General features: G+C 60.6%; 19 protein-coding genes, 1 tRNA gene and 3 pseudogenes. 7 read left to right on the forward strand and 16 right to left on the reverse strand.

The window, feature by feature from the left end:
• Position 1: 1 nt before the first annotated feature.
• The 4 genes from HRQ64_RS19760 to HRQ64_RS19775 all read right to left on the reverse strand — a co-directional run bounded on the left by HRQ64_RS19760 (position 2) and on the right by HRQ64_RS19775 (position 4,236).
• Positions 2-979: an ABC transporter permease gene (locus HRQ64_RS19760; protein ID WP_172125913.1), complete on the reverse strand. Its 978-nt coding sequence runs from the start codon at positions 977-979 to the stop codon at positions 2-4.
• Positions 980-1,060: 81 nt separating this feature from the next.
• Positions 1,061-2,713, reverse strand: a complete 1,653-nt coding sequence (locus tag HRQ64_RS19765; protein WP_172125953.1) for an ABC transporter substrate-binding protein — start codon at positions 2,711-2,713, stop codon at positions 1,061-1,063.
• Positions 2,714-2,749: 36 nt separating this feature from the next.
• Positions 2,750-3,775: a beta-N-acetylhexosaminidase gene (nagZ, locus tag HRQ64_RS19770; RefSeq protein WP_172125915.1), complete on the reverse strand. Its 1,026-nt coding sequence runs from the start codon at positions 3,773-3,775 to the stop codon at positions 2,750-2,752.
• Positions 3,776-3,777: 2 nt separating this feature from the next.
• Complete coding sequence (locus tag HRQ64_RS19775) at positions 3,778-4,236, reverse strand: GNAT family N-acetyltransferase (RefSeq protein ID WP_248307259.1); 459 nt, start codon at positions 4,234-4,236, stop codon at positions 3,778-3,780.
• 269 nt (positions 4,237-4,505) lie between these two features.
• Between HRQ64_RS19775 and HRQ64_RS19780 the strand changes: the two genes are divergently transcribed.
• Positions 4,506-4,595, forward strand: a tRNA-Ser gene (locus tag HRQ64_RS19780).
• 468 nt (positions 4,596-5,063) lie between these two features.
• On the opposite strand, the gene HRQ64_RS19785 is transcribed toward HRQ64_RS19780, so the two are convergent.
• From HRQ64_RS19785 to HRQ64_RS19825, 9 genes and pseudogenes are all read right to left on the reverse strand, one after another.
• The gene (locus HRQ64_RS19785; protein ID WP_172125919.1) at positions 5,064-5,672 is read right to left on the reverse strand and encodes a thiamine pyrophosphate-dependent enzyme; all 609 of its coding nucleotides are present in this window, start codon (positions 5,670-5,672) and stop codon (positions 5,064-5,066) included.
• Positions 5,669-6,169, reverse strand: a complete 501-nt coding sequence (locus HRQ64_RS19790; protein WP_172125921.1) for a thiamine pyrophosphate-binding protein — start codon at positions 6,167-6,169, stop codon at positions 5,669-5,671. Before HRQ64_RS19790 ends, HRQ64_RS19785 begins: the two co-directional genes overlap by 4 nt.
• 33 nt (positions 6,170-6,202) lie before the next feature.
• Positions 6,203-6,679 (reverse strand): nucleoside deaminase, encoded by a 477-nt coding sequence (locus tag HRQ64_RS19795; RefSeq protein WP_172125923.1) that lies wholly within the window; start codon positions 6,677-6,679, stop codon positions 6,203-6,205.
• Positions 6,680-6,732: 53 nt separating this feature from the next.
• Entirely contained in the window at positions 6,733-7,749 is a 1,017-nt protein-coding gene (locus HRQ64_RS19800) for an ABC transporter substrate-binding protein (protein ID WP_172125925.1), read from the reverse strand.
• 38 nt (positions 7,750-7,787) lie between these two features.
• Complete coding sequence (locus tag HRQ64_RS19805) at positions 7,788-8,567, reverse strand: ABC transporter permease (RefSeq protein WP_172125927.1); 780 nt, start codon at positions 8,565-8,567, stop codon at positions 7,788-7,790.
• A complete protein-coding gene (locus tag HRQ64_RS19810) occupies positions 8,567-9,367 on the reverse strand; it encodes an ABC transporter ATP-binding protein (RefSeq protein ID WP_248308288.1) in 801 nt (266 codons plus the stop codon). The genes HRQ64_RS19805 and HRQ64_RS19810 overlap by 1 nt, the downstream gene beginning before the upstream one ends.
• Positions 9,368-9,500: 133 nt before the next feature.
• Positions 9,501-10,439 carry a LysR family transcriptional regulator gene (locus HRQ64_RS19815; RefSeq protein ID WP_172125929.1) on the reverse strand — a complete coding sequence of 313 codons (939 nt, stop codon included), beginning with the start codon at positions 10,437-10,439 and terminating at the stop codon, positions 9,501-9,503.
• A gap of 551 nt (positions 10,440-10,990) precedes the next feature.
• Positions 10,991-12,020 (reverse strand): annotated as a pseudogene (locus HRQ64_RS19820) (IS110 family transposase).
• Positions 12,021-12,494: 474 nt separating this feature from the next.
• Entirely contained in the window at positions 12,495-13,544 is a 1,050-nt protein-coding gene (locus tag HRQ64_RS19825) for an aldo/keto reductase (RefSeq protein WP_172125931.1), read from the reverse strand.
• A 159-nt stretch (positions 13,545-13,703) separates the two neighbouring features.
• Here HRQ64_RS19825 and HRQ64_RS19830 point away from each other — a divergent pair, with 159 nt between their 5' ends.
• Positions 13,704-14,576, forward strand: a complete 873-nt coding sequence (locus tag HRQ64_RS19830; RefSeq protein ID WP_172125933.1) for an AraC family transcriptional regulator — start codon at positions 13,704-13,706, stop codon at positions 14,574-14,576.
• 265 nt (positions 14,577-14,841) lie between these two features.
• Here HRQ64_RS19830 and HRQ64_RS19835 read toward each other — a convergent pair whose 3' ends face one another.
• Positions 14,842-15,213 (reverse strand): helix-turn-helix domain-containing protein, encoded by a 372-nt coding sequence (locus HRQ64_RS19835; protein WP_172125935.1) that lies wholly within the window; start codon positions 15,211-15,213, stop codon positions 14,842-14,844.
• 86 nt (positions 15,214-15,299) lie between these two features.
• Between HRQ64_RS19835 and HRQ64_RS19840 the strand changes: the two genes are divergently transcribed.
• The 4 genes and pseudogenes from HRQ64_RS19840 (at position 15,300) to HRQ64_RS20310 (ending at position 18,224) form a co-directional block, all read left to right on the forward strand.
• Positions 15,300-16,079 carry an MFS transporter gene (locus HRQ64_RS19840; RefSeq protein ID WP_172125937.1) on the forward strand — a complete coding sequence of 260 codons (780 nt, stop codon included), beginning with the start codon at positions 15,300-15,302 and terminating at the stop codon, positions 16,077-16,079.
• An 85-nt stretch (positions 16,080-16,164) separates the two neighbouring features.
• Entirely contained in the window at positions 16,165-16,680 is a 516-nt protein-coding gene (locus HRQ64_RS19845; RefSeq protein WP_210258734.1) for a MarR family winged helix-turn-helix transcriptional regulator, read from the forward strand.
• The gene (locus HRQ64_RS19850) at positions 16,670-17,341 is read left to right on the forward strand and encodes an MBL fold metallo-hydrolase (RefSeq protein ID WP_172125939.1); all 672 of its coding nucleotides are present in this window, start codon (positions 16,670-16,672) and stop codon (positions 17,339-17,341) included. Before HRQ64_RS19845 ends, HRQ64_RS19850 begins: the two co-directional genes overlap by 11 nt.
• Positions 17,342-17,876: 535 nt before the next feature.
• Positions 17,877-18,224 (forward strand): annotated as a pseudogene (locus tag HRQ64_RS20310) (helix-turn-helix domain-containing protein).
• Between the two features lie 71 nt (positions 18,225-18,295).
• Here HRQ64_RS20310 and HRQ64_RS19855 read toward each other — a convergent pair.
• The gene (locus HRQ64_RS19855; RefSeq protein WP_248308290.1) at positions 18,296-18,613 is read right to left on the reverse strand and encodes a helix-turn-helix domain-containing protein; all 318 of its coding nucleotides are present in this window, start codon (positions 18,611-18,613) and stop codon (positions 18,296-18,298) included.
• A gap of 12 nt (positions 18,614-18,625) precedes the next feature.
• Between HRQ64_RS19855 and HRQ64_RS19860 the strand changes: the two are divergent.
• Positions 18,626-19,072 (forward strand): annotated as a pseudogene (locus HRQ64_RS19860) (transposase); the annotation flags it as partial.
• A gap of 338 nt (positions 19,073-19,410) precedes the next feature.
• Here HRQ64_RS19860 and HRQ64_RS19865 read toward each other — a convergent pair.
• A complete protein-coding gene (locus HRQ64_RS19865; RefSeq protein WP_172125943.1) occupies positions 19,411-20,112 on the reverse strand; it encodes a hypothetical protein in 702 nt (233 codons plus the stop codon).
• Between the last annotated feature and the right edge of the window lie 133 nt (positions 20,113-20,245).

A 20,245-nucleotide genomic window follows, 5' to 3' on the forward strand; every position in this document is an offset into this window, starting at 1 on the left:
GTCAGGCCTTTTTGAGGCGCGGATCGAGCAGCAAATAGCTCAGATCGACGGCAAAGTTGGAGATGAGCATGGCGGCCGTCATGATCAGCAGTTGCCCCTGGATCACTGGATAGTCGCGGGCAAGGATCGCCTGGTACAGCATGTTGCCAACGCCAGGATAGTTGAAGACGACTTCGATCACCAATGAGCCGCCGAGAACGCTGCCGAGCGAAATGGCCAGGCTCGACACCGTAGGCAGCAGCGCATTGCGTGCCGCGTACCAGATCATGACCCGTTGATCTGAAAGGCCCTTGGCGCGGCCCATTACGATGTAGTCCTCGCCCAGCAGGTTGATCATGTTGTTGCGCATGGTCACCGCAAAGCCGCCGGTCAGCGCAACCACCAGCGTGATCATCGGCAAGAAGCCGTGATACAGCACGGACGAAATATACTGCCAGCTAAACGCCGGATCGAGCATGGGGTCGGCCGCATAGCCGCTGGGGAACCAGCCCAGCGTATAGCCGAACACGAACAACATGATGAGCGAAAGCACGACGGCCGGCACGGAGCTCGAAAAGATGGCGAGCAGCGAAACCACGGTGTCAAATATCGTGCCCCGGCGCCAGGCCGCCATGATGCCGAGCAGGGTGCCAAGCGTAAAACCGAGCAGGGTGGCCGAGCCAACCAGGCCCACGGTCCAGATCAGGGCGCGCCCCAGGAGTTCGGTCACGGGCAGGGGGAAGTACTTGATCGAGACCCCCAGATCACCGGTGAAGACGCTTTTGAGATAGGTCAGGTACTGCTCGCCAACCGGCGCATCGATAAACCCGAAGGTCAGCTTGAGCGCGTTAAGGTTCTCCATGGACAGGTTCGATCCGGCGCTGGCGAACATGATCTGGATCGGGTCCCCCGGCATCAGGCGGGGCAGGAAGAAGTTGACCGTCGCGGCGGCAAGAAAGGCTGCGAGATAAAAGCCAACGCGCCGGAGCAGAAATGCCATCGATGTTCGTCCGTGTTGGAAAAAGAACCCGCTGCCAGGGGCGAGGGCGAGGATGCGTCAGGTGACGCACCCTCGGCCAGCTTATTGTTGCACTGGGCGCAAGGCCAGCAGCTGGATCAGTCGTCCCGGATTGGCATTGGATACCACCGGGGAGACGATCGGGTTTTCGGCACTCGCCCAGCCGGTGAACCGCCTGGTGCTGTACTGATAGAAAGCGGGGCTGTTGTAGACGGGGATCACGGGCATGGCTTCGGCAACGATCATCTGGAGCTTGTTCATGATCTCTTGTTGCTGCGCCGGATCCTTGATCTGGGTGTATTGGCCAAGCAGATCCATCACCTCCGCGTTCTCCCAATGGGGGGCCGTGAAGCGTGACTTGCCGAAATCCTCGGGGTTGAAGGAGCGTATATAGGGGAAGTAGGGATTGGCGGCCGAAGCCAGGGCGTTGAGCGTCATCGAGTACTTGCCCGCGATCAGGTCGGCACTCCACACCGATTCCTCGGGCGTGCTCATCTTGACGTTGAGGCCAGCACCCTGAAGGGACTCCATGGCAATCTGGACAGCGTCGATCCAGTCGGTCCAGCCATTGGGGATTTCGATATCGATGGCGATCGGCGTGCCATCGGGGTTGTCGCGCATCCCGTCGCCGTTCTTGTCGACGTACCCGCTTTGATCGAGCAGGGCCGTTGCCGCTTCGGGGTCGAACTTGCCGAACTGGCCAAACTGCACCTGGACTTCAGGATTGGCGAAGGCCTTGTAGAGCTCGCCAAGCATGGAAGGATCTTCGTTGATCAGCGGATAGCCATAGCCGGCGATGTCGACAATGGTCTGCCGGTCGATCAGCATGCTGAGCGCACGCCGGAAATTGACATCGGTGAACGCCTTCCTGTTGTTCTCGTCGGGCGTAATCATGCTGAGCTGGAAGGACACGAGGCTCGAAGGATTGAACCAGTACTTGTTGTGCTCGGGGTCCTTGGCCACAAAAGTGTTGTCGATGTCCGGGATGAAGCTCGTTGCCCAATCCAGCGTCCCGTCAGCCAGTGCGGCCAGCACCTGTGGGTTGTCGGCCAGCTGGGGCAGGCGGATGCAATCAACCTTGAGGCTTTCCGCATCCCAATAATTGGGGTTGCGGCACTGCTCGTAGACCTGGGGCGTAAAGCGGCTGATCTCGGTGAGCGGTCCCGAACCGACAGGGGTTTCATTGGTGAAGGTCACCGGATCGGTGATCTCGGCCCAAACATGCTCGGGAACGATCGGCATGCCGACAATGGTATTGGCGATCAGGGAATTGGGCTGCAGCAGGTTAAAGCGCACCGTGCGCTCGTCAATCTTCTCGACGGAGTCGAGGAGGGCTGACACCGAGTTGAAATCGAGCGCCGGAAACTGCTTGAGATAGCCATAGGTGAACACCACGTCGTCGGCAGTAAGCGGCTCGCCATCCGACCATTTGAGGCCATCGCGCAGCACAAAGGTGATGGACTTCAGATCATCGGCCAGCTCGAAGCTTTCCGCGAGACGAAACTCGGTCTGGTTCTTGAGGCGATTGAAGATCGCGAGCGGCTCGTAGATGAAGTCCTTGGTGGTGGCACGCGCCGAAGTCTGGTTGAACGGATTGAAGTTGCGCACCCAGGTGGTGGTTTGTTCCGAACTGACCGTCACCACCACTTGCGCACTTGCGGGTGCTGCCATGGCCAGAATTGCGGCTGACGTCGCCGCGAGCAGTGTTTTGTTCAGCACGTCTCAACTCCCTTGTTTGCTCCAGGCAGCGCCTCAGGCGATGCCATTTTCCCTGAAAATCTGTTCAACTTCGGCGTGGAGCGCCAAAGCGTCCACCCGCAATGTGCCCCGCATCGCTTCTCCTCGCGCGATTCGCCGCAGCGAAGCCTCGCTCAGCGGGCGCGCTGCCTTGGCGGCCGCCTCGCTCGCTTTGAGGTCGCCCTGACTATGCAGCGCGATATCACAACCCGCCGCCAGGGCTGCCGTCACGCGCTCCGCCCAGCTGCCCGTCAGCGCTTCCATGGTCAGGCAATCGGTGATCAGCACCCCGTCATAATCGAGCTCGTCCCGAATCAGCTCATAGACGGCCGGAGACACTGAGGCGGGATGGTCGGGATCGATCTGCGTGAACACGAGATGGGCAACCATGGCCCAGGGCGTGTTGCGAAGCGCCATGAAGGGGCGGAAATCGCTTTGGCGCAGATCTTCAGTCGATGCATCCACCACCGGACACTGGAAGTGCGGATCGACCGTCACCCGTCCATAGCCTGGAATATGCTTCATGATCGGCAGTTCGCCGACCTCCAGCATGGCATCGATAACCTCGCGGGCCATGGCGATGACAAGTTCGGGGTCATCGCCAAAGGCGCGCTGGCCAATGACGTCATGGGTGCCGGGGCGGGCGAGATCGACCACTGGCGTGGTGCCGCTATCGATGGTGAGCTCAGCCATGATCGTTCCCATGGCTAGCGTCGACAGGCGCAGGGCCCGTTTGGCCAGCTCCAAGTCCTGGCCTGCCAGGGCGCCAAAGCTGCCCATGCTGCGGAAATTGGGCCAGTTGCCATTGTTGAGCCGTTGTACGCGGCCCCCTTCCTGATCAATGAAAACCGGCGCATCCGCCCTTCTCACCGCATCCCGAAACTGGGCGCACAGCCGGCGCACCTGCTCAGGATTATCGAGATTGCGCCGGAACAGGAACAACCCATAGGGATCGGCTTCCCGGAAGAAGGCGATTTCGTCAGCGGAAAGCTCAAGGCCGGGCATGCCGACAAACAGGGCAAGTGGTGGGGTGGATGACATGCTCAGTTCTGCAACTCCGCGATTGGCGTGAGACGCAGCAGGCCCTGGTAGATGTCTTCTCCCTCATTGAAGATGGGTATCGCTCCTGCGGCCTTGCTGTAGAATTCGACCGGGCCCACACCGCCGATGATCGCATAGGCATAGCCCTGCGCCTTCATGGCCTGCAGCGTTGCAGAGAGGAGCGCCAGCCCAATGCCCTTGCCGCGCTGCTGTTCGGCGACCCCGGTCGGGCCAAAAAAGCCGCGAGCGGTGGCGTCATAACAGGCAAAGCCCACCAGTTCCCCGTCAGACACGGCAATCAGGCATCCCGGCGGCTGGTGAGCCATGGCGGCGCTGACCTCGCTGACCCAATATTCGCTGAAGTGCCGGCGCACCCAGTCCTTGATGATGTGCTGCTCGGGCGGCAGCGCCACGCGAATGGTGGCCTCGACATCCTCGACCCGCTTCGCCAGCTCTGCCATCGGTCGAGCATAAAGATTTACGAGACAATCCATGGAAATGCAGCGAACCAAAGCGTTGAATCGTAACTACCAATACGCGGGCCCAAGGCAAAGGACCACCCACCTTCAGCTGTGCCGGGCACGGTGCTGGGGAAATAGCGGTTCATTACCCACTTGCATCTGGCAGCAGGGAAACGAAGTTGCTCCACAACGGGAGTTGCAGCCTCGTTCAGGCTATGGCATAAGCCGCCCCGTCGACCGGGTGCGCCTTGCGTGCCGAATGACCTCGCGGAGAGGTGGCAGAGTGGTTGAATGCACCGCACTCGAAATGCGGCATGGGGGCAACTCCATCGGGGGTTCGAATCCCTCCCTCTCCGCCACTTACCTGCGAAACACCTTTATTTTCAGGGACTTATGGCTGAGCAATTCAGCCGCCCTATCCTTTGCCCTATCATATGTGGTTCGTGTCAGAAGCGAAAGCATTTCAGCATTTTGGCAGCGCTGCGGGGCTTTTTCGCGAGATCAACTCACAGGCTGACAGCGCTCCTGATGTGGCGGCTGGTCAAACATCGCGCCGCAAATCAACCGTGTATGGAATGGGGGCAGCAGCGTGTCTGTCCGCTTTCAGGATCCAGAGGCGAGATAGGTGCCCTTCAGCAGCAGATCTGCCGAAGGCAGCTCTCGACCCCATTTCGGTCATATCGCGCCAAAACCTTGGCACCTAAGAGTGGACAGAGATCCGGTTTGGCGACAGCGAGCATCCCTATGGGGCCCATCAATCCGGTCGATTCCAGCTTTGGCTCGGCGATGTACACGAGATTATGCCTTGCGGTTTCTGCCCTTTGCTATCAGTTGTGCTCGCTTGGTCCCATGATGGTAGTGCCCTCCAAGCGTTCGATGTGGCGCACGAAGATGTATTTGTCCTCGCGGCCGTCGGAATGCTTGCGCTTAATGCCGGGCTGCGGCTGTGTTGTTACCTTGGCGACGATGATGAAGGGCACGGTCGCTGTCAGCCCCTTGGCACACAAGGCGTCGAACTCCTCGAGCGTCCTAGCTGTATGCGCCTCGAGCACGCCCGCGCCGCGGGCTATGGCGGCGAGATCGACGCGACCGCCTGCGGTATGGGTAGGGGGGCCGCCGATAGACTGGTAGCATTCATTGTCCCAGACCACGACGAACAGGTTCTCCGGCTGCTCGTTGCCCAATGTGGCCAGGATGCCCAGGTTGAACAGCAGCCCGCCGTCCGTATCGAGCGAGACAATGCGCCGATGAGGCAGGCCGGCGGCAAGCCCCAACGCCTGTGGCGTCACGCAGCCGAGCTGCTGCTGGAACAGGCTCGCCTCACGCTTGTGCGGCGCGGCATTGTACCATTCGTCGACACTGCCTCCAAGGGAGAGGATGACCAGCTCGTCGGTGAGCCGAGCGGCAAGCTTTTGCATGCAGTCATAGCGGTTCATCGCACTATCTCTCCACCCAGCACGACGGCCGAATGATAATAGGCCGCATAGGACCAGTCATAGGATTCCCGGATTGCCCTGGAAATGGCCGCCTCGTCCTCGACCACCCGATAGGGAATACGCAGGGCGTCGAGCATAGGCTCCATGGTGATGCCGTGCGGGACCGCCCACCAGTTGTTTTCACCTAGTTCGCCGCGGTAGCTCATGATCATGACCACAGGAATGCCGGCGCCCAGGCCCATGCGCGCCAGCGGTTCCGCCGATGCCCGCAAGCCGGAATTCTCCATGACCAGCGCGGCGCGCTTGCCCGAGAGGAAGACGCCGCCGCAGATGGCCGCCCCTTCCCCCTCGTTGGTCACGCGGATGACCCGGATGTCGGGGTCCGCGTCGAGCGCGGGATAGAGCTCCTTGAGCAGTGAGTCGGGCAGGTAACAGACGATGCTGACGCCTGCCGATTTGAGACCTGCGATCACGGCCGCCACGGCTTGCTGGTGCATGCACAATTCCTTTGATTGAGAGAGGTTTGCGGCTCAGCGGGTCAGCTCGACCCTGGCGTCGCGGTAAAGGTCGACACATTGTTCGTGCATCACGTCAGTCACGAGTTTGAGCTCCCAGCCAACCATCTCGGCAAATGTCTCAACCGAATAGTCATTGAAGTTGAAAGCCAGGGCGGCGAGCTTGCGAATGTCCTCGTTGCGCGCGCCCAGCACCAGCATGCCCATGCCGGCATTGAGGATGGCGCCGAGGCACATGGGGCAGGGCTCGCAGGTGGAATAGAACACCGCTTCGGGAATGCGGCGCATGCCTAGCTTCTGGGTCGCCATCCCGACCGCCCGGGTTTCCGAATGGGCAGTGGCGTCCGAGGTCGACACCTTGAGCGAGCGGCTGCGAACGATGACTTCGCCCTGATAGACGACCACGGCCCCAAAGGGCTGTTCGCCCATCGCCGCGCCGGCCTTTGCCTCTTCGATCGCCATGGCCATGTAGTGTTCATGCGTGTGGGTCATTGCTGCGCCTCAACGAGTGGGCGGAGGCGCGCTGCGCCTCCGCAAGGGGAAAGTCAGGGAAGTTGGCGCTCTTCGAGCGGCGGCAGGAAGGATGGATCGAAAATGGCGGCGGCATCGGGCTTGGTCGTCAGCTCATAGGCCTTGACGACCGTGTCGATCGATACTGCCAGGCGGTCCATGCTGAGGTCGCCCAGGCCAAGTTTAGCGGTTTCCGCCGTGCGCAGCTGGTTGTCGATCATGTATTGCAGGCGCTGCGTTTCGATAGCACTGTCGGTCAGCGGCTCGATCGCGGTGAGTACCGCGATGCCGGCCTGGGGATCGGCGACGACATCCATGACGGCCCGATTAATAGCCCGCACCAGACCGGTGACGGCCTCCGGGTGATCCTCGATCAGCGCTCTGGAGACAATGACGCCGTTGGAATAGAGGTCGACACCATTGTCGCTGTAGAAGAACCAGTTGTAGTCCTCCTCCGGCTTTTCGCCCATAGCCATGAAGTTCATGTAACTGGTTGCGCCGAACTGGGCGATAGCTTCGGCATCACCGCGCACCAGCAACTGCTCGATCAGGTTCTGGTCGGCATTGAGCGTCTCGACGGTACTGCTATCGAACCCGTTGGCTTCGGCGAGGGCCGGGAACAGTCTAAAAGTGGCCGAGCCTGCCGGCGAGGCGACGATCTTGCCCTCAAGGTCGGCCAGCTGCTGCACCGGGCCGTCCTTCTTGGAAATGATGGCGAAGGGCGCGCGGTTGTAGATCAGATAAACCATGACCGGGGCGTCGTCCGGCGCGGTGGCCGCGGCCTGGATCAGGGCGTTGATATCACCGAAACCGGCGTCATAGGCGCCCGTGGTGACACGGCTAACAGCCGCCGCGGAGCCTTCGCCCTGATCGATGGTGACGTCCAGCCCTTCTTCATCGAAATAGCCGCGTTCCTCGGCTAGGTAGAACCAAGAGTGCGGTCCCTGGGCCGCCCAATCGAGCGTGAACTTGATCGGGATGGACTGGGCAAAGGACGGCGCGGCAAAGACCAGGGTCGCGGTAGCAAGCAGGCTAGACAGGACGTATTTCATGATCAGGATGTTCCTTTCGGGCGGGTTAGGCACAGGGCTCAGGCGAAAGGCTCTCGTCCACGCGTTGCCCAGCGTGTGAAGCGGTTTTCGAGGTAGGAGAACAACAGGTAGAACAGCACGCCTGTCAGCGAGACGAGGAACAGGGCGGCAAAGACCAATGGCATGTTGAAGCTCGATGATGCGATGAGCATGGCATTGCCAATACCGCGATTGGCAGCGATGGTCTCGGCGGTAATCGAGCCGATGAAAGCCACCGTGATGGCGACCTTCATCGCCGCGAAGAGATAGGGCAGAGTGCGTGGCAGGCCCACGTTCCAAAGGATGTCGAACTTACTAGCGCCAAGCGCCTTAAGCACGTCCTCGAGTTCGGGCTCGGTCGTGGCGAGGCCCGTGGCAACGTTAACCACGACCGGAAAGACTGAAATTACGAAGGCGGTCAGGATAGCCGGGCCGGTGCCTGCGCCCATCCAGACGACGAAGACGGGAATGAGCGCAACCTTGGGAATCGAGGATATGCCCACAAGCAGCGGGTAGATCGCCTCATAGGCGAGCCGCGACGTGCCCACCAGCCCGCCGAGCACGACGCCGAACACAAGACTCAACCAAAAGCCCACGAGGGTGGTGAAGACCGTCTGGGCCAAATGAGGCCAGAGCGCGCCGAAACGCTGATAGAGCGTGACGGCGATGGCGCTGGGCGCCGGCAGCACCAGCTGACTAACCGAAAAGGCATGGCACGCCAGTTCCCACAGTAGGAAGAGGGCCAGGATGATGGCAAGGGAGCGCAGGCGGGTGACGATGGCGCCAGTAATGATCCGCATCACGAGGTCCCTGCTTCGGTGACATCGATCAGCATACGCATGCGCTGGCAGAGGGCGACGGCTTCGGGCTCATAAGTGCCGGCGATCGTGCGCGGCCGTACCAGCGGTACGACGATGTCATCGACGATGCGGCCCGGACGTGGGCTCATCACAATTATGCGCGAGGACAGAAAAGCCGCTTCGCGCAGGTCGTGCGTCACCAGCAGCACAGTGGGGCGTCGTTCGATCCAGATATCCTGCAGGCTCCGCCACAGTCCCTCGCGGGTGAACTGGTCGAGCGCGCCAAAGGGTTCGTCGAGCAGCAGGATCTGCGGATCGTGAATCAATGCCCGGCATAGGCTCGCGCGCTGCAACATGCCGCCGGACAGCTGCCAAGGATATTTTAGGGCAAAATCTTTGAGGCCAACGCGTTCGAGCAGGGCATGCACGCGGTCACGAAACGCCTGGCGCTTTTCCTGCCGGAAGTGCTGGCGGTAGGGCGGCACGATTTTTAGCGGCAGCATTACATTGGCTTCGACCGTGAGCCAGGGCAGCATTGTCGGGTTCTGAAATGCAAGGCCTATGCTGGCCGCCTTGGCGCCCGCTTCCCGTCCCGCTACGGTTACCGCTCCATGGTCAGGATGGTCGAGCGCCGCCACCATACGCAACAACGTGGACTTGCCGCAGCCCGAAGGGCCGACCAGGGCCACGAACTCACCGGGGGCAATATCGAGATCGATGATGTCTAACGCGCGAACAGCGGCGGTATCTGCCCCGAAGGTACGGGAAACGCCATCGAATTCAACGGCATTGCTGCCCAAGACATGGGGAACGGCTGACGACAGTGACAGGGTGTTGGTCCTTGCTATGGCGGAATTGCCGCATCTCGACTGTCAGGCTGACATGGTGATGTAGTGCGCGATAGGGGCTAATTCTGGCAATCGATGTTGCTCTCTAGGCAACAACAATCTCGTTTTCGTTGAGGGCGGTGACGGCCTCGCCCAACATCACGGACAGCGTCGAGGCGGCCCGTGGCAGTGGACTATTGGCCCGTGAGACGAGCACAAGCTCACGCCGCCTGAGATGGGCATCGCGCAGCGGCACGAAGACAAGCTTGCCGCTCTCAAGTTCCGGCTCCGCGCCGAGACGGGTCTGGAAGGTTACGCCCTGACCGGACATTGCCAGCTCGATAAGCGCCCCGATCGAATTGGTGACGACGCGTGAGTGGAACGTGACACCGCTCCGCGCGGCGGCGGCTTCCACGGTACGACCCAGCGTCAGGCTGGATTCGGCCAGAAGCAGCGGTTCGGCAACGAAATCACGTAGAAGTACCGATGGCGCATTGGCCATGGGATGGTCTGCACGCAAAAGAGCACCGAGGCGCATGCGGCAACTGGCTAAGCGTCGCGCATTGCTGGGCACGGCGTGGTCGAAGGCCACAGCCATGTCGTAGATGCCATTGGCCACGGCCTCGAAGGCTTGGGCCGAACCGGCAATATGCAGCTTGATATCGACATGCTGGTAGCTGTCCCAGAAGCGCTGCAGCACTTTGGGCACGGCATGCCGCGCCATGCTCTCGATCGCCACGATGCTGACCGTACCACCTCGCAGCCCCTTGAGGTCCTGGATGAAATTGACGGCATTGGCGATTTCCAGTGCGCTGGCACGGGCGTGGTAGACAAGAGTCTCGCCCGCACTGGTGAGCTTGAGCCGTTTGCCGACCCGGTCGAACAGTTGCACATCGAGTTCCGCCTCGATCTGTCGCACGCTCCGGCTGATCACCGATGGCGCGACATTGAGGTCCTGGGCGGCCCTGCGGATCGAGCCCAGTTCCGCGACTATCTGAAAATAGTGGAGTTTGGTTGCGACAAGTCCGAGACGCCTAGGATCCATTGATGTCCTTCGTGAAAAAACCGTCGGCGGTATCACGCTACCTAAATTGGGCCGTTGGCCAGGACCTGTCCACAAGTAAGGTCAAGGTCTGCCGTACCATACCGTTACAGTCGACGACCGAGTGTTCCGCCATTCTTTTGAAAACAGTCTTGGGTTTCTTTGTCGCCGGTCAGTATCAACCGTCAGAAACCACCGTTTCTGTTCCACAGGTGATGAGACGCGAACTTGCACGTGGTTTGCCAGCCCAGAACGTCCGCATAGGAGTGTCGGCGTCCCAAAGCCGCCCGTCCGCAAACCCATCTGTGGACGCCCCGTAAGACGCAAGCGGCATTTTGAAGATCGAACACGTTGTCGGATGCTGCCATCTGTCCGGCCTCTGATGCAGCACCAGCTGCGCGCCCGTATGGGAGTTCGCGGATCGGATCCATATCACCCACGGCGTGCTCAAGGCACAGTGGTTTGCGCTGGCTTACCGAGCCCATCTCGCCGACTGTTGTGCCATACCTTCCTTCGACCGACTCCGTCTCCGACGACCTCTGGTCCGCCTTGTCTTACGCCGCAGCTGCAGCCGGAGCTTTGTATTCCTCTTGCTTCATCGGGACCGCCCAGATGATGCGCGCCGTCTTGTTGGGCAAGGGCAACGGTGACCAGCATACGCGGCTTCCGTGCCATCATCTGTTCAAGCCAGGAACCTGCCGGCGCACCTCGCTTGCTCGCGTGCAGCACGACTGCGCTATAGCCAATGATGATGAGACGCCGCAGCGTTCGTTCGCCCATCTTCGTGATCGATCCGAGTTTCTGTTTGCCTCCACTCGAGAGCTGACGAGGCGCCAGACCCAACCATGCGGCAAAGTCTCGACCTTTGGTGAACGTCTCAACCGGCGGCGCGAGGGCAGCAATCGCTGTGGCGGTGATCGGACCGACGCCTGGTATGGTCATGAGCCGCTTGGCGATCACATCCTCACGGGCTCGTCGTGTGATCTCTTTGTCCAGTTCGCTGATCCTCCCGTTGAGTATCTCCAGCAGGTCGAGCATCGTGCGGAACATCGGGGTGGCCGCATTCGGAAGTGACGAGCCAATCTCGCCATCGAGCTGGTTACTCAGTACAGCTATGTGCGACGGTCCCTTGGGTGCGACCCAGCCGTATCCGGTCAGGTGACCGCGGATCGCATTGATCAATTGAGTCCGCTGCCGCACCATCAGATCGCGTGTGCGGAACACCAGGGCCGAGGCCTGTTGCTCCTCACGCTTGATCGCCACGAACCGCATGTTAGGTCGCTGAGCTGCCTCGCAGATGGCCTCCGCATCGACGCATCGTTCTTGTTCCGCTTCACGAAGGGCTTCACATAGGCCGGAGGGATCAGTTTCACCTCGTGACCCACACTGTGAGTTCGCGAGCCCAGTGGTGTGCTCCTCCGCATGCCTCCAACGCCACCAGGCAACGCGGCTGTTGGCGAAGAATTCCAGCAACTTCGCGCGGCTGATCTTGCGGCTGAACACCGGACTGCCGCTCGCATCTGCACCGTGTGCGTGGAAAACGTTCTTCGCGATATCCAGACCGATTGTGGTAACTTCCGACATGGGCGCCTCCTCAAGTGGTGTGTTCAACACCTCCACTTTGGCACATCGATGCCGCCGGGGGGGCGTCCACCCCATCACCCCAAAGGTGCCGGTCTGGAGCCGACCTCATTACCGCCGTTTGAGGCCTGTTGAAGAGTTCCTGAAAGCGGACCTGGTTATCGGTGGGCTCCGTCACGTAGGTGATGACCAACTTCGCAATCGAGCATAGGCCTCGGTGGTTTTCAGTTGGCCTTGCCCAAGCCGGAGTATCTCAGTGATCGCGGTCAGACCCTGCCGTCTATGCCGTAATGATCTGGCGCTCCGATGTCCTCGCCGCGTTCTGGTCAGGCCTCCCTCGCCCGTCAGTGTCGTACCCACTCGGATGGGCATCAGAGTGCCAGGTGGCATAGCTACGCCCAAGCCACCCGGCATTCTCCGACTTAGGTCCCGCCGCTGCGGGCCGACTGCCTTGCTTATCGACCGAGGCGGGCGCCCTCAGGCCCCGCGCGGTTCCTGCTTGAGCTGATCAGCAAGGACCTTGCTCTGGAAGTCGAAGACCCAGCCCGGATATTCCGCAGGCAGCTTACTGACTTCGTGGAGTGTTTTCAGTTCGGCGTCGGTCAGCACCACCCTGGTCGCGGCGATGTTGTCAGTGAGTTGCTCAAGCTTCTTGGCACCGACGATCACACTAGTGACGGCCTTTTGGTGCAGTAGCCAAGCGAGTGCGATCTGGGCGATCGAAACGCCCTTGGCTTCCGCGATGGGCTTCATCGCATCGATGACGTTGTAACCGCGTTCCTTGTTGACCGGCGGGAAATCGAAAGTATCGCGGCGGTTACCGCCTTGCTTGCCGCCGTCGCGGGCATATTTTCCCGACAGGAAGCCGCCCGCCAGCGGACTCCACACCAGTAGTCCGATGCCTTCGGATTCCATCATAGGCATCAGTTCGCGCTCCAGGTCGCGACCGGCGATCGTATAATATGCCTGAAGCGAGGCGAAACGGGTTAGGTTGAACTGGTTGGAGATGCCGACCGCCTTGGCGATCTGCCAGGCAGCCCAATTGGAGACGCCGATATAGCGGACCTTGCCTTGTTGGACGGCCGTATCGAGCGCGCGCAGCGTCTCTTCCATCGGTGTGATACCATCAAAGCCGTGGATTTGGTAAAGATCGATATGTTCGACTTGCAGGCGCTCGAGGCTGGCCTCCAGGCTGTAGAGCATATGCGAGCGGGACGCGCCGCGTGCGTTCAGGCCTTCACCCGTGGGCCCGAAGAATTTGGTGGCGATGATCACATCTTGCCGCGCGATACCTAGGTTGCGCAATGCCTGGCCGACGATCTGTTCGGAAAGCCCCTGCGAATATACGTTGGCGGTATCGATGAAGTTGATGCCCCCGTCGATCGCAGTCTTGACCAGGCCGTCAGCCTCTTGCTGCTGCAGACCGCCCATGCTGCTATAAACGCCGCCTCCCCCGCCAAAGGTCATGGTGCCGAGGCAGAGTTCGGAAACGAACAGGCCGGTGCGGCCGAGCGTGTTGTAGCGCATGGGGCTCTCCTGATTAGGTTAAATTGGCAGGCGGATGCCCCGTTTCATAACGGCTGCCCCGCAACTTCTTCGCGCCGGATCGTCGCAAATTTTTGCCTGATCCGATCAATGGCTGTTTCGATCCAGCGCAACCTTGCCCTCATGCTCAGTGAAACCTAAATGGATGCAGTGCACGAAACTCTCGTCGATCTAGCCTACCGCCACGCTACTCAACCGGGAGGTGCGTCGATTCCGCGCGTGAGCCTGCATGTCGCGCAGGAGGAGGGCTGGGCCATTGGGGTCCTCTATCAGCCCATGCTCGGCATCGTGTTGCGTGGGACGAAGCGGGTGGTGATCGGAAACCGCACCCTGCGCTACGATAGCAATCATTTTCTGATCGCGTCGATCGACGTGCCCGCATCGCGCGTCACGATCGAGGATCTGCCCGAGGCGCCCTATGTCGCAGTACGGCTCGCGATCGACCAAGATATCCTTTCGGATCTGGTTGTTGACATACCTCATGAAGCCGAAGGGAATACTATCGCTTTTGCTGTGGGTGCGATGACGCCCGAACTGGTTGACGCCTGGTCACGAATGTTGCGGCTGCTCGATGCTCCGGACGAGATCGACATGCTGGCCCCTTTGATCGAGCGCGAAATCCTGTTTCGCCTTTTGCAAGGGCCGCAGGGGGCGCTGCTTCGCCAGGCAGCCCGGGCTGGTAGCCGGATTGCACAGGTTCGAGATACGATCGCCCATTTGCGCACGAACCTGGACCGCGCTGTTAGAATTGAAGAGCTGGTGGAAATTGCCGGGATGAGCGCAGCCACGTTTCATCGCCATTTTCGAGCTGCCACTGCCATGAGCCCATTGCAATATCAGAAAGCTCTCCGGTTGCAGGAAGCGAGGCGGCTGCTGATCGCCGACGCCGATGTGACAAGCGCAGCATTTGCAGTCGGGTATGAAAGTGCGTCCCAGTTCAGTCGAGAATACACGCGGATGTTCGGCGCGCCGCCCGCGCGCGATGCTGCAAGGCTACGGGCTAGCAAGGACTAATGTGCATGCACATCAGGGGTTGAGCCGGCCGATTCTATCGCTGAGGATCTAGCCGAAATCCGAGCCATCATCGTTTTTGCCAAGGTCGACGAGGTCTCGGCGGTAGCAGTTTCGGGAGCGGCCAAAGCCCTGTTGGGTGATGATCCCGCAACAATCACTGCCCAGCTCCCAAGCCGTCGACGATGTCGTCCAGTTGCTCTCACCCCGCGGATTGCTCGAGGGCTGGTCTTGTCCTCAACAGCTATGAGCGGCACCCCACTGCCAGCTACGCGTCTGTTTTGCTGCCAAGCACGAGAAGCTCCCGCATCGCCTGTTCAACAGCGGGAAGAAGAATTGCGCTCGAGATCACACTGTCCAGGAAGCCAGGAAACCTCCCATCCAAATCCTCGCGGCGCAGGGTAACGCGCCGCTTGGTGCCTTCCGGCCTCACGTGAACCACTCCCGCTTCGCGTAGCTTTGCCACGTGGTAGGTAAGATTGGTTTTGGACGTCAGCCCGCCCAACTGACCACAAACCAATCCCATTGACTGATCCGATCTGGCCAAACACCCGACGATTGCCAGGCGAGTTTCATCGCCCAATGCGGCCAGAACGCCATGAAGCTCGATCTGTTCAGGGTCGGGATGGGGCAAGCTCATGCCCTGCACATAATCTCTTAAGGCGAGTATTTCAACATTTATTGGACAAGCATTGACACGAGAGTGCGACTGGCGGTGGCACCACAATGGCTGTGGCCTTTGGAGCCCCGCTCGGTGCTCTGGTAGCAGGACTAGTAGGCTGGCGGGGCACCTATGCCATGGTTGCGGCGTTCGCGCTGGTAGCTGCTTTGTCCATCTGGCTCATGCTGCCGAGCGGACTGCGCGGCCAGCCGCTGAGCTTGCGGCAGCGGATCGTTGCTGCAGCTCTGCCCGGCGTTCCGGGAGTTTTGCTGACAACTTGTCTGAACCTTGCCGGCGCTTTCACCGTGATCGTCTACCTTGCGGTCGTCACTACGCAGTCAATTGGTCTGTCACGTGACCTCGTGCCGGCAGTGCTTCTTATATTTGGCGTAGGTGCCGCCTTGGGCAATGTAGCGGGAGGGCAAATGGCCGATCGCATTGGTGCGCGCCAGACGGTAATCGCGGCGGCCGTACTTAACGCGGTGATGCTTCTGGCTATCTCCAGCGTCGGGCATGTTCCTGCCGCCGCTGCCGGACCAGCTTTCTTTGTGTTAGTGCTTGTGTGGGGTGCCACAAGTTGGGCCTTTCCGCCTGCGCAGTCTAGCTACCTTCTCAGTCTTGCGCCGACCAGCGCACCACTGGTGCTTTCGCTGAATGCATCGGCACTTTATCTGGGCATTGCTGGCGGGTCGCTGCTGGGGGGAGTGGTTCTAGAATACGGTTCTGCGAGCGATCTCGGCTGGATCGGTGCGGTCCTGCCCTTGATGGCTGTGGTCGGGATTGCGGTAAATGGCGCGCGGCTCGCCCGTACTAGGCAGCAGGTAGCGCCAGTGCGTCTAGGTTAACCTGGCCCAGGTATCAAGTCGGTCTTGACGTTTGCCTATCGGATGATACTTATCGCCTAATAAGTATCAGCCGATAGGGGGCGGCGTGGTTAAGGAACATATCGACACTCTTTACGAGCTGGCTGATCTCGTCCATGCCGTAGCTAGGCAACTCGTGGTTCCAGCCGATCTCCGCCCGGGCCCCTGTACACCGGTTGAGATCAGCGTGGTGCGCTTCATATGCCGGAACCCCGGCACATCGGCACGGACCGCGGCAGCGGCAACCATGCTCCCCTCCAGCAACTTCAGCCGGGTGATCAAAGGACTGATCGCCAAAGGTCTGTTGGTGCGGCAAGCCGACGACCAAGATGCCCGTGTTGTTCGCCTGTATCCCACAGCGCTGGCAGAGACGAATATGCTGCGTATGCGCCAGCTGTGGAGCCAGTCTCTGGTCGACGCCAGCCTCACGCCGGAAACCATCGCAGTTGTGAACGCAGCTCTAAGGCGCATCGAGTTCGGCCTGGTCGCGCAATCGCAAGGGCCCGCCGCAAGAGGCGGGTCAGCGCAAGTGCCGGACCTTGATGGTACCGAAATAAAAAGGATCAAGCAGGATGCCCTCTGATCTTTTTTCTTCAACGAGTGATACTGGCCTTCAAGCTTCCATCCAAGGCCTCTACGCCACTCCCGCGGCTCCGCTGCCTTTCCTCGACGGTGTAGTGGTGCGGTCCTTTGTTCTCCAGCGCGAGCAAGGCAACGTCGTTATCTACAACTCTCCCGGCATCAACGCCGCCGCTCAAGAGATCTTGGATATGGGCCGGCCGGACCGCCTTCTGGTCAATCATTGGCACGAGGCCATGTACGGGGCGCCAGATCTGGACATACCGATCTTCGTGCATGAAGACGACCACGCGAAAACCAAACTGCCAATCGCCGGCACGTTCCCCGGACAGCAAGGAATTGCCGATGCTATCGAGGTGATCCCCACTCCTGGCCACACCGCCGGCACCACCATGTTCTTGTGGGACAATGGCGAGCATCGGCTGTTGTTTCCCGGAGATATGATCTGGGTACAAGGTGGGGAATGGAAGGCTGTATTACTCGGAGAAAGCGACCGTGACGCCTATCTGGCGAGCCTCTCACGGATTATGGATCTCAAGTTTGACATCCTCGTGCCTTGGGGAAGCGAGGAAGGGCAGCCGTATGGCTATGGCGTTACCCCCACCGAGGTGCGGGAAAACCTTGGAAGGATCATCGACCGCCTGAGGAATGGAGAGGACGCATAGCAGCCGGGTGCGCAGGCGCACCTGAACCTGCGGGAGCCTCTGGGGTCAAGCTGATCCCAGGCCGCGCGAAATATTCCGTTGCGCCAGAAGTCTGTTGCAGGCTCCCGCCTTACAAAGCCCGCACCGCCACCTGTATGCAGCCTGGCGGTTTGTCACCCCGTGTCGCGGGACTGCAACGGACCCGAGGCTGTGTGGAAACGCCTGATGATGCTATGATCTGGCACTGCTTCGGGGGTGCCGGGTAGGACGTTTCGTTGAAGCTGTAGACCGTGACCAGGCCCGCCTTGAGGATTATGTCGAGCCAGACAATCCAGAAAGCCCAAGCCACTTCGCGATGGTCTTTCGAAGCCGAGGCGTTCGTCGGGATGCTCAAGGGCGGTAACCTCGGAAAGATGCTTGTGCGCATCGGGCATCGGTGACGTAACGTCCGGTACAAGGCAAATCGTGAACTCGAACTCACGGCCAGGTTGGGGTCGGGATTCGCACCTCCCAACGACACCCCCGTGCGCCTGCTCGGGAGGCGACCGACGAAGCTCTGATCGACGCTCGCACGACGCGGCCGATCCTGGAGCAAATCGCCAACAAGTTGTCAGTGCTGATCCTGACGGTCCTATGCACGCGACCGTCGCGCTTCAACGAGATCTGCGACGTCCCGACGGCATCACCCACAAGGCGCTGGCGGATGCCCTAGAGCGATTGGAGCGAAACGGCCTCCTCAAGCGCACGGTTCTGCCGACGACGCGCCTTCGGCTTCGAATACACGATCACCCCGCTCGGTCATTCCCTGAGGGAGCCGTTCCAAGCGCTTTACGCGTGGGCGCTCGAGCGTGGTCCCGAACTCCAGCAGGCCCAGGAGGACGCCAACAAACGCGATCTCTCGTGACGAAGGAGGCCATTCCGCTCTAACCGCAATCACGCACCGCCTCTATCCTAGATAACCGCGCGTGTATTGGATCAGGGCGCTTGCTCCCTTCTTGCATCGAAAGCAGCCTGAGCATTCTCGATCTCCTGCAAGTGTGCCACAGCCCATTCATATACTGCACCAAACGGTACCTGGAGTGTTCTGCCCAAGGGAGTGATCGAGTACTCAACAGCGATTGGCGACGTGTCGATCACCTCGCGGGAAATAAGACCGTTCCTTTCCAGTTTGCGGAGCGCCTCGGTTAAAGCTTTGTGCGTTACTCCCTCAAGCCGCCGCATGATCGCATTGAAGCGATGCGGCTTGCCGCCATCGTTGAGCCGCTGCTGACCATCCGCCGCGTGATGCGCCAGGAGTTCACGCGGCTGCACAAGATCCTGCTCGACGTCGTGCGGCATGACTCCGTGTGCAGGCGGTTGATGACGGCACCGGGTGTCGGCGCTGTTGTTGCGTTGACCTACCGCGCGACTATCGATCAGCCGCCGCGCTTTGTTCATTCCAGAGCGGTGGGTGCCCATGTCGGGATGACGCCTCGTCGTCATCAGTCGGGTGAGATCGACTACGATGGCGGCATCTCGAAGTCCGGCGACACCATGCTGCGCACGATGTTGTATGAGGCAGCACAGACGCTGCTCAAGCAGAGCGGTAAGTGGTCGCGGCTGAAGGCCTGGGGCATGCGGGTGGCGCAGCGGAGAGGCTTGCGCCGTGCCATTGTCGCCGTGGCTCGCCGCCTGGCGGTAATCCTGCACCGGATGTGGACTGACGAGACCGACTTCCGCGGGGGCGGCGAACCCGCAGCAGCTGCCGCCTGATTACCCATCTAGAAGAGCTTTAACGGTTCTGCCTCGGCAGGAAAGAGGTCCTCACGGGGACGAAGGTGGCGTGAGATCGTAACGGCAGCGGCCCGCAAGATGGCAGGGCGCCCAAAAGATTGATCCACGCCGCCTTTCTTACCCCATCATGTGGCGGCCACAGCGCCAACCCCGAAGAGAAGCACGAGCCCCGTGTGGCACGTCCTCATGCCAAGCAGTAAAGCCTGACCGAGTACGCGCGCCGCTCGTCGGCGCTCTTCCAAGCCCACCAATGCCGCCTCTCGGCGGCAGATGACGCCGTGCGGCCCTTGACACGAACCGCGATAGAGAAGCCGCCGTTATGTACGGCCTGGCGGGGTCGCATCGTCGGCCTGGCCGCCCATACCCATCCCCATGCCGCCACCACCACCACCTCCTCCGCCACCACCGCCACCGCCACCGCCACCGCCTCCCTGCTGACCACCACCCCTGCCCCTTCCGCCAGTGCTGGCCGGTCGGGTCGGGCCCTGCATTGGGATCTGCAGGTCAGCCGGAATAGCGGACAGATCGAGCGCCTGTCGGATGAAATTGCGTAGCGACACCACGAGCTCATCGGTATGGATCTGATTGCCGGCCACGAGGTCACGCGCCGCCTTCTCGGCCAGCCGAACATGCTCGTCAGTGCCCAGCAGGATTATGTCGGACAGCGCCGCTTCCACCGCGTCACGCATCTGGCGAACGCGTTCGAACATCTCGTAGCTCATGGTGCGCGGCACGACCGCCTCCCCGCCCTGCTCGGCCGCCAGCTTTTCAGCCGCTCGGATGTCGCGCAGGTGGCGCGGCTCGACCGAGAGTCTTCCGGTAAACGAGCCGCCCAGCACCTTGTACGCAGCCATCAAGGTCTTGAGGCGCTCGTTGATCTGTCGGTTTTGGCGCTGCTGGCGCTGCTGGATCGTGGTCATCATCACCAGCCGAATCCCGATGCCCACCAAAGCGAATAGGGCGACGCCGACCAGGGTGGTCAGGACACTCTCCCCAGAACTGAAATCGAGATTGCGCAAACTATTCTCCTGCAGCTGGCGCCAGAGTGCCATGCTAGGTGGATTGGTGCAAAGCGAGATCGGGATCGTCTTCTCGCGAGGTTATTACCCTTGCGGTTGCTAGCCAATGTCCCCTGGAACCAAAAACCGGGCA

This window comes from Devosia sp. 919, assembly GCF_013185965.1.
Classification (GTDB): Bacteria; Pseudomonadota; Alphaproteobacteria; order Rhizobiales; family Devosiaceae; genus Devosia.